The organism is Microcella humidisoli (assembly GCF_024362325.1).
GTDB classification, from domain to species: domain Bacteria; phylum Actinomycetota; class Actinomycetes; order Actinomycetales; family Microbacteriaceae; genus Microcella; species Microcella humidisoli.
Window position 1 is genome coordinate 294,771 of record NZ_CP101497.1, and the last position, 13,456, is coordinate 308,226.

19 protein-coding genes are annotated in these 13,456 nt (G+C 70.7%); 3 read left to right on the plus strand and 16 right to left on the minus strand.

All coding sequences use genetic code 11. The features are described from left to right. Positions 1-7: 7 nt before the first annotated feature. The 5 genes from NNL39_RS01330 to NNL39_RS01350 form a co-directional block, all read right to left on the minus strand. On the minus strand, positions 8-1,003 hold the full coding sequence (locus tag NNL39_RS01330; RefSeq protein WP_407665131.1) for an AAA family ATPase: 996 nt from the start codon (positions 1,001-1,003) through the stop codon (positions 8-10). 2 nt (positions 1,004-1,005) lie between these two features. Then, positions 1,006-1,827, minus strand: coding sequence for a coenzyme F420-0:L-glutamate ligase (gene cofE / locus NNL39_RS01335; protein ID WP_255159920.1), 822 nt, complete (start codon positions 1,825-1,827; stop codon positions 1,006-1,008). A 73-nt stretch (positions 1,828-1,900) separates the two neighbouring features. Next, on the minus strand, positions 1,901-2,155 hold the full coding sequence (locus NNL39_RS01340; protein WP_255159921.1) for a hypothetical protein: 255 nt from the start codon (positions 2,153-2,155) through the stop codon (positions 1,901-1,903). A gap of 45 nt (positions 2,156-2,200) precedes the next feature. Then, positions 2,201-3,202, minus strand: coding sequence for a TIGR03557 family F420-dependent LLM class oxidoreductase (locus NNL39_RS01345; protein ID WP_255159922.1), 1,002 nt, complete (start codon positions 3,200-3,202; stop codon positions 2,201-2,203). Further along, entirely contained in the window at positions 3,199-4,185 is a 987-nt protein-coding gene (locus NNL39_RS01350; protein ID WP_255159923.1) for an isopenicillin N synthase family dioxygenase, read from the minus strand. Before NNL39_RS01350 ends, NNL39_RS01345 begins: the two co-directional genes overlap by 4 nt. Before the next feature lie 100 nt (positions 4,186-4,285). On the opposite strand from NNL39_RS01350, the gene NNL39_RS01355 reads away from it, so the two are divergent. After that, the gene (locus NNL39_RS01355) at positions 4,286-4,786 is read left to right on the plus strand and encodes a hypothetical protein (RefSeq protein ID WP_255159924.1); all 501 of its coding nucleotides are present in this window, start codon (positions 4,286-4,288) and stop codon (positions 4,784-4,786) included. Positions 4,787-4,790: 4 nt separating this feature from the next. Here the strand turns inward: NNL39_RS01355 and NNL39_RS01360 are convergent, their stop codons facing one another. From NNL39_RS01360 to NNL39_RS01380, 5 genes are all read right to left on the minus strand, one after another. Next, a complete protein-coding gene (locus NNL39_RS01360) occupies positions 4,791-5,657 on the minus strand; it encodes a pentapeptide repeat-containing protein (protein WP_255159925.1) in 867 nt (288 codons plus the stop codon). Between the two features lie 44 nt (positions 5,658-5,701). Beyond that, the gene (locus NNL39_RS01365; protein ID WP_255159926.1) at positions 5,702-6,274 is read right to left on the minus strand and encodes a YdeI/OmpD-associated family protein; all 573 of its coding nucleotides are present in this window, start codon (positions 6,272-6,274) and stop codon (positions 5,702-5,704) included. A 34-nt stretch (positions 6,275-6,308) separates the two neighbouring features. Further along, a complete protein-coding gene (locus tag NNL39_RS01370) occupies positions 6,309-6,599 on the minus strand; it encodes a DUF4287 domain-containing protein (protein ID WP_255159927.1) in 291 nt (96 codons plus the stop codon). Between the two features lie 13 nt (positions 6,600-6,612). After that, the gene (locus NNL39_RS01375) at positions 6,613-7,047 is read right to left on the minus strand and encodes an SRPBCC family protein (RefSeq protein ID WP_255159928.1); all 435 of its coding nucleotides are present in this window, start codon (positions 7,045-7,047) and stop codon (positions 6,613-6,615) included. 83 nt (positions 7,048-7,130) lie between these two features. Continuing rightward, complete coding sequence (locus NNL39_RS01380) at positions 7,131-8,135, minus strand: NAD(P)-dependent alcohol dehydrogenase (RefSeq protein WP_255159929.1); 1,005 nt, start codon at positions 8,133-8,135, stop codon at positions 7,131-7,133. A gap of 90 nt (positions 8,136-8,225) precedes the next feature. On the opposite strand from NNL39_RS01380, the gene NNL39_RS01385 reads away from it, so the two are divergent. Next, the gene (locus NNL39_RS01385) at positions 8,226-8,912 is read left to right on the plus strand and encodes a TetR/AcrR family transcriptional regulator (RefSeq protein WP_255159930.1); all 687 of its coding nucleotides are present in this window, start codon (positions 8,226-8,228) and stop codon (positions 8,910-8,912) included. A 13-nt stretch (positions 8,913-8,925) separates the two neighbouring features. Here the strand turns inward: NNL39_RS01385 and NNL39_RS01390 are convergent, their stop codons facing one another. Continuing rightward, on the minus strand, positions 8,926-9,354 hold the full coding sequence (locus tag NNL39_RS01390; RefSeq protein ID WP_255159931.1) for a hypothetical protein: 429 nt from the start codon (positions 9,352-9,354) through the stop codon (positions 8,926-8,928). A 438-nt stretch (positions 9,355-9,792) separates the two neighbouring features. On the opposite strand from NNL39_RS01390, the gene NNL39_RS01395 reads away from it, so the two are divergent. Beyond that, the gene (locus tag NNL39_RS01395) at positions 9,793-10,050 is read left to right on the plus strand and encodes a hypothetical protein (protein ID WP_255159932.1); all 258 of its coding nucleotides are present in this window, start codon (positions 9,793-9,795) and stop codon (positions 10,048-10,050) included. Positions 10,051-10,078: 28 nt separating this feature from the next. Here the strand turns inward: NNL39_RS01395 and NNL39_RS01400 are convergent, their stop codons facing one another. From NNL39_RS01400 to NNL39_RS01420, 5 genes are all read right to left on the minus strand, one after another. Continuing rightward, positions 10,079-10,750, minus strand: a complete 672-nt coding sequence (locus NNL39_RS01400; RefSeq protein ID WP_255159933.1) for a hypothetical protein — start codon at positions 10,748-10,750, stop codon at positions 10,079-10,081. A 79-nt stretch (positions 10,751-10,829) separates the two neighbouring features. Continuing rightward, positions 10,830-11,489, minus strand: a complete 660-nt coding sequence (locus NNL39_RS01405) for a hypothetical protein (RefSeq protein WP_255159934.1) — start codon at positions 11,487-11,489, stop codon at positions 10,830-10,832. A gap of 127 nt (positions 11,490-11,616) precedes the next feature. Next, positions 11,617-12,261 carry a 2-phospho-L-lactate guanylyltransferase gene (cofC, locus tag NNL39_RS01410; RefSeq protein ID WP_255160855.1) on the minus strand — a complete coding sequence of 215 codons (645 nt, stop codon included), beginning with the start codon at positions 12,259-12,261 and terminating at the stop codon, positions 11,617-11,619. A gap of 2 nt (positions 12,262-12,263) precedes the next feature. After that, the gene (locus NNL39_RS01415; protein ID WP_255159935.1) at positions 12,264-12,599 is read right to left on the minus strand and encodes a hypothetical protein; all 336 of its coding nucleotides are present in this window, start codon (positions 12,597-12,599) and stop codon (positions 12,264-12,266) included. Further along, positions 12,596-13,441 carry a DODA-type extradiol aromatic ring-opening family dioxygenase gene (locus NNL39_RS01420; protein WP_255159936.1) on the minus strand — a complete coding sequence of 282 codons (846 nt, stop codon included), beginning with the start codon at positions 13,439-13,441 and terminating at the stop codon, positions 12,596-12,598. The genes NNL39_RS01415 and NNL39_RS01420 overlap by 4 nt, the downstream gene beginning before the upstream one ends. Positions 13,442-13,456 lie beyond the last annotated feature (15 nt).

The window sequence follows — 13,456 nt, forward strand, 5'->3', positions numbered from 1 at the left end:
GCGGGGCCTAGTCGCGCGCGGTCGGCACCGGCACGGGCGTGGCCGCCACGATGCGCTCGACGACCTCGTCGACACTGCGCACGGTGCTGCCGTCGGGATGCTGCGCGCGCGGCACCAGCAGCATGCGGTGCGAGAGCACCGTGGTCGCGAGCGCGTCGATGTCGTCGGGCAGCACGAAGTCGCGGCCGTCGAGGGCGGCGCGCGCGCGGCTCGCCCGCACGAGCTGCAGCGTCGACCGCGGGCTCGCCCCGAGGCGCAGGGCGGAGTCCTCGCGCGTCGCCTGCGCGATGGCAACGGCGTAGCGTTCGACGGCGGGGCTCACGTACACCTCGCGCACGGTCGCGATCATGCGGCGCAGCCCCGCGACATCGACGACCGGTTCGACTCGGTCGAGCGGGCTGCCGTGCTCGCGATCGCGCACCATGAGCGCTTCGCTCTCGGCGTCGGGGTAGCCGATCGAGATGCGCGCCATGAAGCGGTCGCGCTGCGCCTCGGGCAGCGCGTAGGTGCCCTCCATCTCGATGGGGTTCTGCGTCGCGACGACGAGGAACGGGCTCTCGAGGTGGTGCGTGCGGCCGTCGACGGTGACCTGCTGCTCCTCCATGCACTCGAGCAGGGCCGACTGCGTCTTGGGGCTCGCGCGGTTGATCTCGTCGCCGATGACGATGTGGGCGAAGACCGGCCCCGGCGTGAACTCGAAGGTGCCGAGCTGCTGGCGGAAGACGCTGACACCCGTGATGTCCGCCGGCAAGAGGTCGGGCGTGAACTGGATGCGGTTGACGGTGCCGTCGATGCAGCGCGCGAGCGCGCGGGCGAGCATCGTCTTGCCGACGCCGGGAACGTCTTCGATGAGCAGGTGCCCTTCGGCCAGCAGCACCGTGAGCGCCGCATCCACCGCGTCGGGCTTGCCGTCGAGAACGCTGTTCATGGCCCGCCGGATGCCCGCTCCGAGTTCCGCGAACTGCTCAGCGCTCAGCGCCCCGACCTCCGACGTCGTCGTCATGCTCATTCCTCGACTCTGTCACGGTCTTCCGGAGCGTGGGCCGAGAATCCCGCACGGTAGCCGTCTTCGTAGGCTTCGCGGCTGCCGATCGAGAACATGTCGTCGGCGTGCGGGCGCACGAGACTGCGCGCCCCGGGCGCATCGTCGTCGAGGAGCCGGGCGAGCCCGCGCACGGCTGCGACGGGGATGCCGCTCGCCTTGCCTTTCACGAGGTCGGCCGCCGCGGCGATCTCGTCGCCGACCGCCGGGGCTGTCACTTCGAGCAGCTTGCCCGCGGCGTCACGCGACCCGCGCAGGTCGTCCAGCAGCCGCACGCCGCTCGCGCCGATCACGATGTCGGTCTGCCCTTCGCGCCACGCACGGCCCGCCGTGTCGGTGATGACGACGCCGACCGGTGTACCGACGCACGCCTCGACGGCGGCGCGGATCGCCGCGGCGCTCGCGTCGGGGTCGAGCGGCAGCAGCAGCACCGTTCCGTCGGCGGTGTTGCTCGCGTCAACGCCGGCCGCGGCCATGACGAGGCCCAGACGGTTCTCGACGATGCGCGTCGTGCCGCCGTCGGCGCGGGCGCGCGTCGCGACCACCCGCACCGTCTCGTCGGTGATCGCCTGCTCGCGGTCGGCGGCGTGCACGATGCGGCCCTCGGCCTTGCTCACGATCTTGCTCGTCACGGCGAGGATGTCGCCGGGCTCGACCCCCGCGCGCCGCGCAGCGTCGGCGACGAGGCGCGGCAGGTGGTCGCCCGGGGTGATCTCGGGAAGCCCCGAGATGCCCCAGACGCGCAGTTCGGCGGCGGGCGGTTCGGCGGCGCTCGCGTCGGTCATGCGCCCATTCTTCCCGGTCGGGTGCTCCCCGGGGGCTGTGTGCCGTTCGCGGCACATGCCGCGCGCGGCACACTCAGCGGGTGAGGCGACCGGAGCGATGCCGGCGTTCACGAGCGGGCGGCGCCGAGTCGGCACTCTCGCGGGTGGCTGGGGGCGTGAAGCCGCGGTACTCGCCGGGCCCGTAGTACTCCTCGAGCCCGCGCCTCACCCCCATCCACACGACCGTGTAGATCACCCAGATCAGAAGGGTGACTCCGACGACGACCGCAATGAACACGAGGATCGGGATCGCAGTGAACAGAGCGTCGAAGGGGGCAATCGGGTTCATGAGCAACACTCTGGCACAGGTATCCGACGCCGCACGGTGCACGACTCAGCGGGTGAGGCGGGGCAGCACCTCGCGGCCGAAGAGCTCGAGGAACGCATCCTGGTCGCGACCGACGTTGTGCAGGTGGATGCGGTCGATGCCGAGATCGAGGTAGCGCTGGATGTTCGCCCGATGCGCATCCGGGTCGCTCGAGATGAGCATCCGCTCGTCGAAGTCGTCGGGGCGCACGAGCTTGGCGATCTGCTCGAGATCGTAGGGCGAGCGGATGTCGCTCTTCGCGAAGCGCATGCCCGCCTGCGGCCACTCGGCGAGCGCGTTCTGCATCGCCTCGGCCTCGGTCGGCGCCCACGAGAGGTGCAGGCGCAGGGCGTGCCGCGGCGCCTCGCGCCGCCGCCCCGCCTCCCGCGCCCCCTCGCTGAAGCGCTGCAGCAGCACCGGCAGCTTCTCGAACGGCACCGAGTCGATGAGCAGGCCATCGGCGACCTGCCCGGCACGGCGCGCCGTGATCGGCCCGGCCGTCGCGATGAGCAGCTGCGGCGGCGCCGCCGGGCTCGTCCACAGCCGGGTCGACTCGAGCTGGTACCAGCGGCCCTCGTGCTTGACGTCGCGGCCAGCCGAGCCGGAGGCGAAGAGCTTCTTGATGATCGTCACCGCTTCGAACATGCGGTTGATGCGCTCGGCGGGCTCGGGCCAGTAGCCGCCGACGATGTGCTCGCTGATCGCCTCCCCGCTGCCGAGCGCCAGCCAGTGCCGGTCGGGGTACAGGCTCGCGAGCGTCGCGGATGCCTGCGCGACGAGCGCGGGGTGCCACCGGAAGGTCGGCGCGAGGGCACCGACCCCGAGCTCGCCGGTCGTCTGGGCGCCGAGGGCGGAGACGACGTTCCAGACGAAGGCCGCCTCGCCCTGGCTCGGGGTGAACGGCTGCGCCGCGTCGCCCGCGAGCGTGCCGCGGAAACCCTGCTGCTCGGCGAGCGCCGCGAGCCGCACCGCCTCGCGTGGGGCGAGCTGCTCGAGCGCGGCGGCGTAGCCGATAGCGGGCACGGTCATGCGGTCGGGGCCACGCTCTTCGTCGACTTGCCGGCGAGGTGCGGGCCCGCCATGACGGGCTCGTAGCGCGGCGACTCCCCCGCGGCGAGGCAGGAGGGCAGGCACTCGACGATGGCGGAGTAGTTCGCGTTGTGGAAGAACGGCATGCTCTGGCGGCGCTGGCTCGCGGCGGCGCTCGACCCAGCCTCGGCATCCGGATTCACCACGCGGTGCAGGGTCGAGGTCCAGCGGTCGTTCGTCCAGCGGGCCATGAGGTCGCCGATGTTGATGACGAGCGCGCCCTCCGCCGGGGGGATCGGCACCCACGACTCGGTCGCGGCGTCGTGCACCTCGAGACCCGCGCGACCAGGCTCTTGGCGGAGGATCGTGAGCGTTCCGTAGTCGGTGTGGGCTCCCGCGCGCAACTGCCCCGGCTCGGGCGCGTGCGTCTGCTCGGGGTAGTTGATGGCCCGCAGGGCGCTGGGGCTCGCGTCGATGGACCGCGCGAAGTAGTCGGCCGGGAGGTCGAGCCCGAGCGCGAACATGCCCATCAGTCGTTCGGCGAGGGCACTCATCTCGGCGTAGTACGCCTGCCACGTCGACTGCAGATCCGGCAGCGCGGCGGGCCACACGTTCGCCGTGAACAGCGCGGCCTCCGTCTCGTCGACCGGCGAGAACGAGGGGCGGATGCCCGGCCCCATGTTGAACGACTCCTTCAGGTCGCCCGGCGTGATGTCGCCGCGCGAGGCCGCGAGCGACTCGCTGCGCATCGGGAAATAGCCGTAGAGCCCGCCGGCGGTCCGCTCGACGGCGAGCTTGTCGGCGAGCGGCAGATCGAAGAAGGCGCGCGCCGCGCTCCACGCGGCATCGGCCACCGCGGGGTCGACCCCGTGGTCGACGACCTGGAAGAAGCCGACCGTGCGCAGAGTCTCGTCGAACTCGCGCCCGACGACGCTCGGGTCGCGGTCGAGACTGATAGTCGGAACGGCGATCGACGGCGTCATGGCCACACGCTACCGCCTCGGTCAGCCGGTGCACACCGCGCGAGCATCCCGCGCCCAGGAGCCTCGCCTAGCGTCGAAGCACCGACCCGGAAGAGGAGCCATGCCCACCATCACCGCCCTGCTCGAGCGCTTCGACCGGCTCGTCGTCTGGACGATGGACGCGTTCGGCATCAAGTTCGCCCGACTCGCCCTGGGCATCGTCTTCATCTGGTTCGGCGCGCTCAAGATGATCGGCGAGCTGAGCCCCGCCTACGACCTGGTCGCGGCGACGATCTACTGGCTGACACCCGAGATCATCATTCCGCTCATCGGCCTGTGGGAGGTCGCGATCGGCGTGGCGTTCCTGTTCCCCCCGCTCACCCGGGTGGCCCTGCTCCTGCTCATCCCGCAGATGCCAGCGACCTTCCTGCCGCTCGTGTTGCTGCCCGAGGTGACGTTCACGGTCATCCCGTGGGGCCTCACGCTCGAGGGCCAGTACATCGTCAAGAACCTCGTCATCATCGCGTGCGCCCTCATCATCGGCGGCACGGCACTGAGGAAGGACCGCAGCGACCGCGAGGCGCGCACCGGGGCGATCGAGGTGCCCGTCTCGACCGGGTGATCGATCAGTCGCGGTGCGCTGCGACCCAGTGATCGGGGCGGCGGATGCCCGGCGGAAGCAGTGTCGACGCGTCGCCCATCGCGGCCGTCACCTGGGGCTGCGTCAGGAACAGTGCCGCGCTCGCGTCGGCACCCGAGAGGTCGGCATCGCGCAGATCCGCCGCGAGCAGGTCGGTGGCCGCCAGGTCGGCACCCCGCAACGATGCGGCGATCAGCAGAGCGCCGCGCAGGTCGGCACCCCGCAGATCGGCACCGTCGAGCCGCGCGCCGAGCAGGTCGGCGCGCGGGCCGAGGGTGCGACCGCGCACGCGCGTCGGGGCCGGCAGGCCGCGACGCGCGGCGGCGGCGAGCTCGGCGAGCAGCGGCAGCACCGAGGCTCGCACGGCATCGAGGTCGAGCGCGAGCAACGCCTCGGGCCCGGCGCCGCCGAGGCGCTGCGTCGCCTCGGCGGCATCGAGCAGCGCGCGGCGCTGCGGCCCCGCATCGGGGTGGGCGAGGGCCTCGGCGAGCCACCACTGCAGCTCGTGCAGGGCCCGGGCGATCGGCAGGGCGGCGTAGAGGGCCGTGCGGGCCGTGCGCGTATCCGGAGCACTGTCGACCGCCGCCTGCGAGAGCCGCTGGCCCGCACCGAAGCAGTCGTAGACCGAGCACCCGCGGTAGCCCCGCGGGCGCAGCTCGGCATGAATCGTGCACGAGCGATCATCGGCGAGGTTGCGGCACGGCTCGCCCGCCGGCTTGTCGTGCGCGAAATCGGCAGAGCGCGTGAAGGCCAGCGCGACGCAGCAGAGCGCAAGGCAGTCACCGCACGAGGGCACGAGCAGCTGGCGACGATCGCCGCGCGGCAATAGTGCAGTGCGGGTCGGCTCGGTCATCCCGAGATTCTGCCCGGTCGCGCGCGCGGGGCCAACCGCACGCGTCAGATCGGCGACTCGCCGCGCGCGAGCCGTTCCATGTAGCCCGACAGCTTGCGCGACCGCGTCTCGGCGCGCACGACGCCGGCAAGGCGGAACACGATGCCGAACCGGGCTTGGGCGCTGAGCGCCGCGAAGGTCGCTGACGCCGCAGGTGAGGCGTCGAGCGCGGCCTGCAGGTCGGCGGGCACGACCATGCCCTTCTGGCTGTAGGCGGCATCCCACCGACCGTCGGCCTTCGCCCGCTCCACCTGTTCGAGGCCCGGTGGGCGCATGCGGCCCGCCTCGGTCAAGCGCTCGATGATGCCGACGTTGCGCTGCGACCACACCGAGCGAGGGCGCCGCGGCGTGAACACCTGCAGCGAGTAGTCGTCGTCGAGCCCGTAGATCTGCCCGTCGATCCAGCCGAAGCACAGCGCCGACTCGAGCGCTTCGTCGTAGGTGATGCCGGGGGCGGTCGAGCGCTTCTTGCGCATCTTCAGGCGCACCCCGGGGTGGTCCGGATGCGCCTCGAGCCACTCCTCCCAGGCCTCGACGCGCTCGAAGAGCATCACCGGCTTGTCGGAGTTCGCGACCACACCGTCAGCGTAGGCGCGACGGCCGACGACCGTGCTACTGCGGTTTCGTCGCGACCCCGTCGAGCCAGAGCGTGTCACTGGCGTCGCTATGCGTGCCGCCCGACCCGACGTGCTTCGCGTCGATCGTCGCACCCTTCTTGATGACGTGCACGATCGCCATCGCATGACCGCGGCCCAAGCCGTAGTCGTCGGCGAGCCACTGCACGATGACGCCGGCCTTCACGCCTGAATCGTCATAGCCGAGCGCACCCGCCTCTGCGATGAGCTCGCGGGGCGTCTTGCCCGTCTTCACCTCGACTGCGTCGAGGTATGCCTGAAACGACATGATCGTCCTCCCTTTACCCGTAGCGATCGACCAGGCGGTCGATCGTGCTGCCCCACCCGGCGACGCACTGGGACCACCCTGCGACGTCGGTGCCCGAAGGCGCGGCCCACGAGAGCGTGAACTCCATGTCGGTCTGCCCGCCAGTCTCCCCCAGCACGAGAGCACCCTCGAACCCGTCATCGGGGTCGGGCCAGCCGGGCCGAGCCCCCCACGCGAAGCGCAGCGCGCGGCGCGGCTGAATCTGCCGGTACACACCGCCGGTGACGTACGCGGTGGTGCTGTCAACGATCATCGGCACGCACCACGCGCCGCCGACCCGCAGATCGACGGTGATCGGCACGGTCGCTCGTGACCGGTTCTCGGGGTTCAGGTACCAGTCGAGCCGCTCGGCCACCGTCCAGTCGGCGAACACATCGGCGGGCGAAGCCCGAACGCGTCGTCGGAGCACGGTGCTCAGTTCGGGTTGCGTCTCTGCCATCACCCGAGTGTGCACGAGTGCGAGCATCACGGCCACACCGTGACACCGTGCTGTCAGAGAGTGACGACGACCTTGCCGCGGGCGTGGCCGGCCTCGGCGTGCGCGACCGCGTCGGCGATGCGCTCGACTGGGTAGACCTCGTCGACGACCACCCGCAACGCTCCCGTGCCGAGCCAGTCGGCGAGCTGCTGCAGGTCGGCCGTGTCGCGCTTGGCGAGGAATGACGTGAACGTGCGCCGCGAGAACCACGAGCGCACCGCGAGGACCGCTGGGCCGACGAGCGGACCGACCCACTGGCCGCGCGGGGCGCCGCACGACACGAGAGCGCCGGTCGGGGTCAGGATGCGCGCTAGATCGCGCCCGCGACGATTGCCAGCGAGCTCGAAGACGAGGTCGAACCGCGGCAGCCCCTGCGTCACCTCCGTCGTCGTGTAATCGATGACGTCGTCGGCCCCGAGGCGCGCGACAAGCTCGAGGTTGCGCGTGCTCGTGACCGCGGTCACGTGCGCGCCGAGCAGCTTGGCGATCTGCACCGCGAACGTGCCCACTCCGCCGGAGGCGCCGATGATCAGCACGCGCGGCCGCATCGGCTCGACCTCGCCCGGGGCCCAGGTGAGCGGCGCGACGAGCCCGCCCCGCCGCAGGCCCTGCAGCGCCGTGATCGCCGCGACGCCGACTCCGCCCGCATCCGTCAACGGCAGGCCGTCGGGCACGTGCACGAGGCCCGCCTCGCCCACCACCATGAGCTCACTCCAGGCGCCGAGTCCGAAGCCGAGCACCCGGTCGCCGACGGTGAACCGCGGGACGCCCGGGCCCACCGACTCGACGACACCCGCGACGTCAGACCCCATCGCCTGGCCGCGCGGTTTGGGGGCGCGCAGGCCTCGGGCGATCCGAACCAGGTAGGGCATGCCGCGCAGCTCGTGCCAGTCGAGCGGGTTGACCGAGCTCGCGGCCACGCGCACGAGCACCTGGCCCTCGGCTGCGACGGGGGGCGGAGCATCCACCGCCCGCAGCACCTCAGGGCCGCCGTAGGTGGTGGCGACGATCGACTTCATGGCGGGCTCCTCGGGGGCGTGACGGCGTGCTTACAGTGTATGCTTACGCCGTAAGTTATCGATGACCGCCCGGCCTGTCAAGGAGACCGCATGACCCCGCCCCGGGATGCCCTGAGCCACGACCGCGTGCTGCAGGCCGCGCTCGCCCTCGCCGACGCGCACGGTCTCGACGCGCTCAGCATGCGTCGCCTCGGCGCCGAGTTGGGGGTGGAGGCGATGTCGCTGTACCGCCACGTCGCGAGCAAGGAGGCCCTGCTCGATGCGATGGTCGATGCGATCGTGCGCGGCTGGATCGATGAGCACGATGCGAGCATCACCGACTGGCGAGCTCGGCTGGCGGCCGTCATGCACCGCGCACACGACTCGCTCATGGCACGGCCCTGGGCCGTCGAGCTCGTGGCGAACCGCCCGAGCGTGGGCGACGGCCGGCTGCGCTACGCCGAAACGATCACCACCGCCCTGCTCGACGCCGGGTTCACTGCCCAGCTTGCCCACCACGGGCTGCACATCGTCGACGGCACCATCATGGGGTTCACGGCCCAGCAGGCCCGGCGGCCGTCCGCCGTGGCCCTCGGCGACCGGGTGAGGGAGCTCTACGATGGGGCGCTCGCGAGTGAGTACCCGGGCATCACGCGCACGATCCGCGAGCACCACGACCACGACGAGGAGTACGCGCTCATGGTCGATCTCGTGATCGAGGGCCTCGCGCGGCTGCGGGATGGCCGAATGCCGGCGCGAACCGGCGTGGGCGCGGACTACGCGATCGCGCGCGCCTGACGAGAACGGGCGATCAGCGGGGGATCCGCTCGAGCGCGAAGTACGCGTTCGCCCGTGGCGTCCACAGCCACGAGAGCACGATGACCGAGATCGTGACGCTGATGATGCCCGCGACGAGCGCCACCCCACCCGAGGTGAGCGCCACGATCTGCCCCACGAGCGAGACGACGCGCACGACCGTCACGATCCAGCGCCCGAGGCCGCTGCCGCGCAGCAGCGCACCCGCCACGGCGACCACGACGATGCCCGCGACGATGATCGAGATCGCCGTCAGGAAGCCGCCCGGAACAGGGTTGGCGACGAGCGCAGCACCGGTCACCAGAACGAGCAGCATCGAGCCCCCGACGATATCGACGATGCCGCCGACGTAGGCGAACACACCGATCACGGTCACCCCCGTCGGTCGGCGCTGATCGACGGTGGGAGACGAGGCCTGGGTCATGGCGCCAGCGTAACGAATCGGTGAACAGTGCGACACGCCCGGGATTCGCGCTTGCGTCGGGCGACGCGCTGCGGGTAAGTTCGTCGAGCGCCAGAAGACGAAAGGAGGCCGAGCGTGTTGATTCGATCCACTCAGGGAATGATTCCCACCACCGCCGGCTTCGTCGGCGTTCTCACCGCCTGATCGGGCAGCCGCGTTTCTGCCGCCCGCTCTCTGCCGGTGGCGACGCTCTCGAAGCCCGATTCGAACTCTCTCGAATCCGCCACGGCTCTGCCGGGTGCGCCTGATCTCGGCCGCATCCTGCAGGGCTCACGAGCGGCTCGTGCGCTGTGCGCGGGTCGCCTTCCCCCGCCCCGCCATGAGCGGAGCATCCGGATTACCGGGCGCCACAATCCTGCGCCCGATCGCAGTGAGGACACCCTTCTGATGAACACCACCATGTCGACGACCCGACCGGGTCGCCAGCAGCAGCACCCCCCGAGTCCGACGCTTCAGCACCGCGCTCCGACGCGACGCGTCCGTCTCATCGATCGCCTCGCGCTGCGCCTCGGCGTCGCGCTCGTGGCGTGGAGCCGTCGCCCGCGGCTGCTCGACGACCGCGACGAACGGGCCCGCCGCGTGCGGATGGCCCAGGCGAACGAACGCCGCGAGCGGTCGATGCAGCGCGATGCGCTGCTGACCCTGCCGCCGCGCTGATGCCCGCGCTGAGCCGGGCGTCTGGGGCCTACCGGCCCCAGGCGCTCGGTGGCGCGGTCACCACCGGCACGGGAGCGTACGACCAGTGCTGGCCGTTCTTGTACATGCCCGTCGCCCAGCCCGAGAACCAGATCGCGCGCTCGACCTGCTCCGTCGGCGCCGACGCGCGCAGCGTCGCCACGATCTCGCTGTAGCGGGGCAGGGTGTTGAGCGCTTCGGCGGCGTTCGCCGCAGCATCCACGAGGTCGACGTAACGGCCCGTGCCCCCGCCACCGCCCGAGCCCCAGCCGTTGTTGAGCGGGTTGTTGCGGTTCCACCAGCTGTCGACGAAGTTCTCTTGCCGCATCCACCGCGTCACGACCGTGACGTTGCCCTCGGTGAGCGGAAAGCCCCCCATGAGCAGCACGAGCTTGGCCCAGTCGTGGTTGGTTCCGCCGGCGATGAAGGTCTCGTAGCCGGGCGTCGCACTGAAGTCGTGCCGTTCGACGACCGGGATGATCTCGGGCGACGAGACGGCGACGAGCTCTTGCGCGTTCTCGTCGACATAGGCGGCGAAGAGCTCTGCCTGCGTCGGCGTCGAGAATCCGAGCGACGCCATGATGACGAGGCCCGCGATGATTGACGTGAAGACGGTGCGCGGGGTCGACCAGCCATGCCGGCGATAGGCCGGCCGAGTGCTGCGGTGGAGGTGCTTCGGCATGCGTCTGGGTTCCCCTGAGTCCGACTTCGAGCACCGCACGGCGCGTCGAGGCCGTCGTCCAGGCTACCAGGCGCCCGAATCACCGCCCGGGGATCGACCCCACGGGTGGCGGCGGCGGGGCGTCGGGAGCGGCGTTCGCCGCCGCGTGCCGGCGCAGCAGCCCCATGAGGCTCAGGGCGTTGATGACGCGCTGAGCGGCCTCGACCTCGACCCTGGCGCGCTGCGCGATCTTCTCCACGACGGCGAACCCCGCCGCGCTCGCCCTGACGATGCGCTGCTGCTCCTGGGTCATCGGCAGCAGCCCGAAGTCGGGCCAGCGGTAGAGACGGTAGCGGTCGCCCGCCCGCAGCCACGAGGCGCGCGCTCCCCCGAAGGCTCGCGTGCCGATGAGCCACAGCACGGGCTCGAGCGAAGCCCCGGCGAAGGCGGGCGGGTGGTCGACGAAGTCGTCTCCCGCGAACGCGGGCTCCGCATCCCGAATCGCGCGCGTTCCGATCGCGACCGTGGCGGGGTCATCCGGGAACTGCTCGAGGGGAGTCGGCCACTGGAACACGTACCCGCGCATGTCGATGAGCATCGGCTCGTGCCCGGCCGGCTGCAGGCTGACGATCATCGGCGTGGGCATGCGGCGCACGGCGTGGATCGCCATCGCGGCACCCGTCCAGCCCGGCGGCGCGGGTGGTGGCGGCGACGCGGGTTGCGGCGGCGCGATCGTCGTTTCGTGCTGCATGTCGGCCATGAGCCGTCACCCCCGGTTCGTCGAGGGTTCTGACGCTAGGCCCGACGCATTCCGGCCGGGTTATGCCCGTGTTCCGCTCGTGTTACGCGAGATGGTTCATGCCGTGCGTCTGCTCGTTGGCGAGCAGCTAGGTCAGCGCAGACTCGCCACGCAACTCGGTGGTCAACAGGCGGGTCACTTCAGATCCCATACCCCGCCTGAAGGCAACAGCAAGGTCGCTGGAGGTGTCGACGTCGTGGCGAATGCGGGCCTCCTCATCGAGCACGATCTCGCAGTAGCCCGCGGCCAGGTGCGCCGAGCGGGAGGCCTGACCGAACCTCGGTCGGTGCGGGTATCCCTTTCGTGCGGTGAGCATGACCGTGCCCTCGTCGTCACGGTCGGCGACGAATGCGCGGGAGTGCTTGGCCGCCATCGTCAACGACTGGTCGATGTCTGCTGGGGTGACCATCGCCACGTCCCCCATGAGGACCGCAACGTTGGCAAGAGGGTTGGCCGTTCGCACCCGATCGACCGCCCGCGAGACCACCTCGTTGAGAGTGCCTGGCCCGTCGTCGAGAAGTCCGCGTGCTCCCCGATCGGCAGCGGCCGCTGCGAGGTAGGGAGACGCCGTCGTCACCACGACGTGCTGAACCAACGTCGCCGTCGCGGCCGCTTCAGCCACATCGAGTCCGAAGGCGGCGCCGAGCATCGAGGAGTCAAAGCCGGCCAGGCAGAGCCGTGTCTTCGAACGGGCAGTACCGCGCACCGGCACGATGACGGTCCAGCGCGACATGCTCAACAGACGTAGTCAGGGTAGCCATGAGGGCGAACCGCTTCGCGGTAGCGCTCGTTGAGGTCCGGCCAGGGCACTTCATGCACCCACACCGCTTCGATGAAGTGCCACAAGAGATAGGGATGCGCGCCGAGTCGATAGAGCTCGGCCTCATCGCGGGCAATGAACGCGGCGCGCTCCTCCGGGGTCAACGCGCGGTCGTCCGTGACCGAGTCGGGCCCCGCCCCGCCCGCGAGCCAAGCGTCGACGAAGGCTTCCGTGTCGCCGACATAGGCGACGACGGCGGAGTCGCTCATCTCGATAGCTCGCATGAGCTTGTTGATCATGTACTTGCTCATGCGTTCCTCCACAGGAAGAAAGGGCTCGACGCGTAGCGCGACTCAGTGGCCTCAGCGAGGTCAGCAGGGCGGCCATCCATCGCGGCGAGCGCCGCGATGATGTTGACGTGCTGGTAGGTGACGTTGCCCGCCGCCATGATGCGTTCGTAGGTGCACCCGGCGATGGCGGCTTCGAGGTCTCCGTCACGGAACCACCGCACGGCATCGCGATCGAAGTCAGGATCGGGCGAGCCCGCGCCCATGAACTGCCGCGGGCCGCCGATTTCGGTGGCCATGTGACCGGACGTCAACAGAGCAACGCGCGCGTCGGACTCCCAGGTGCGCACACTCTCGGCGATGTGGCGGCCGAGCACCGCGAACCGCTCGGGCCGTGGCAGGGGCGGGAGCGTCGCATTGACGTGAATCGGCACGACGGGGATGTCGAAGTCGGGAGTCGTGTAGGCGAGCGGGATGATGAAGCCGTGGTCGAGCCTCCACTCGTGGCTCACCGCGAAGTCGATCGCATCGGTGAGCACGGTGCGACCTGCGATGTGGTCGGCGAGCTCACGGTGGCCCTGCACTTCGCAGTACTCCATGCCGAAGGTCCGCACCTCGTTCTCGAAGGTGCCGTGGTAGCTGTCGGCCTTGCCGATGATGAACGCCGGGCAGTTGTCGGAGTAGAACTGGCGCACGTGGTCGGTTCCCACCTCGACGATGACGTCGACGCCGAGCTCACGCATCGTGCGCCCGATAAGAGCGAAGTTGTCGGCGACGCCCCGCAGATCGTCGGGCATCGGCTCGTGCATGGTGCGCCAGAGCAACGGATTGTGCGGCGTCGCCGCGGCCATCACGAGCTGTGCCATCGCGTGTCCTTTCGT

Bases quoted from the DNA above. Each gene is read 5' to 3' on its own strand.
- NNL39_RS01330 (WP_407665131.1), bottom strand. From the start codon at position 1,003: ATGACGACGACGTCGGAGGTCGGGGCGCTGAGCGCTGAGCAGTTCGCG.
- cofE (WP_255159920.1), bottom strand. From the start codon at position 1,827: ATGACCGACGCGAGCGCCGCCGAACCGCCCGCCGCCGAACTGCGCGTC.
- NNL39_RS01340 (WP_255159921.1), bottom strand. From the start codon at position 2,155: ATGAACCCGATTGCCCCCTTCGACGCTCTGTTCACTGCGATCCCGATC.
- NNL39_RS01345 (WP_255159922.1), bottom strand. From the start codon at position 3,202: ATGACCGTGCCCGCTATCGGCTACGCCGCCGCGCTCGAGCAGCTCGCC.
- NNL39_RS01350 (WP_255159923.1), bottom strand. From the start codon at position 4,185: ATGACGCCGTCGATCGCCGTTCCGACTATCAGTCTCGACCGCGACCCG.
- NNL39_RS01355 (WP_255159924.1), top strand. From the start codon at position 4,286: ATGCCCACCATCACCGCCCTGCTCGAGCGCTTCGACCGGCTCGTCGTC.
- NNL39_RS01360 (WP_255159925.1), bottom strand. From the start codon at position 5,657: ATGACCGAGCCGACCCGCACTGCACTATTGCCGCGCGGCGATCGTCGC.
- NNL39_RS01370 (WP_255159927.1), bottom strand. From the start codon at position 6,599: ATGTCGTTTCAGGCATACCTCGACGCAGTCGAGGTGAAGACGGGCAAG.
- NNL39_RS01380 (WP_255159929.1), bottom strand. From the start codon at position 8,135: ATGAAGTCGATCGTCGCCACCACCTACGGCGGCCCTGAGGTGCTGCGG.
- NNL39_RS01385 (WP_255159930.1), top strand. From the start codon at position 8,226: ATGACCCCGCCCCGGGATGCCCTGAGCCACGACCGCGTGCTGCAGGCC.
- NNL39_RS01390 (WP_255159931.1), bottom strand. From the start codon at position 9,354: ATGACCCAGGCCTCGTCTCCCACCGTCGATCAGCGCCGACCGACGGGG.
- NNL39_RS01395 (WP_255159932.1), top strand. From the start codon at position 9,793: ATGTCGACGACCCGACCGGGTCGCCAGCAGCAGCACCCCCCGAGTCCG.
- NNL39_RS01400 (WP_255159933.1), bottom strand. From the start codon at position 10,750: ATGCCGAAGCACCTCCACCGCAGCACTCGGCCGGCCTATCGCCGGCAT.
- NNL39_RS01405 (WP_255159934.1), bottom strand. From the start codon at position 11,489: ATGGCCGACATGCAGCACGAAACGACGATCGCGCCGCCGCAACCCGCG.
- cofC (WP_255160855.1), bottom strand. From the start codon at position 12,261: ATGTCGCGCTGGACCGTCATCGTGCCGGTGCGCGGTACTGCCCGTTCG.
- NNL39_RS01415 (WP_255159935.1), bottom strand. From the start codon at position 12,599: ATGAGCAAGTACATGATCAACAAGCTCATGCGAGCTATCGAGATGAGC.
- NNL39_RS01420 (WP_255159936.1), bottom strand. From the start codon at position 13,441: ATGGCACAGCTCGTGATGGCCGCGGCGACGCCGCACAATCCGTTGCTC.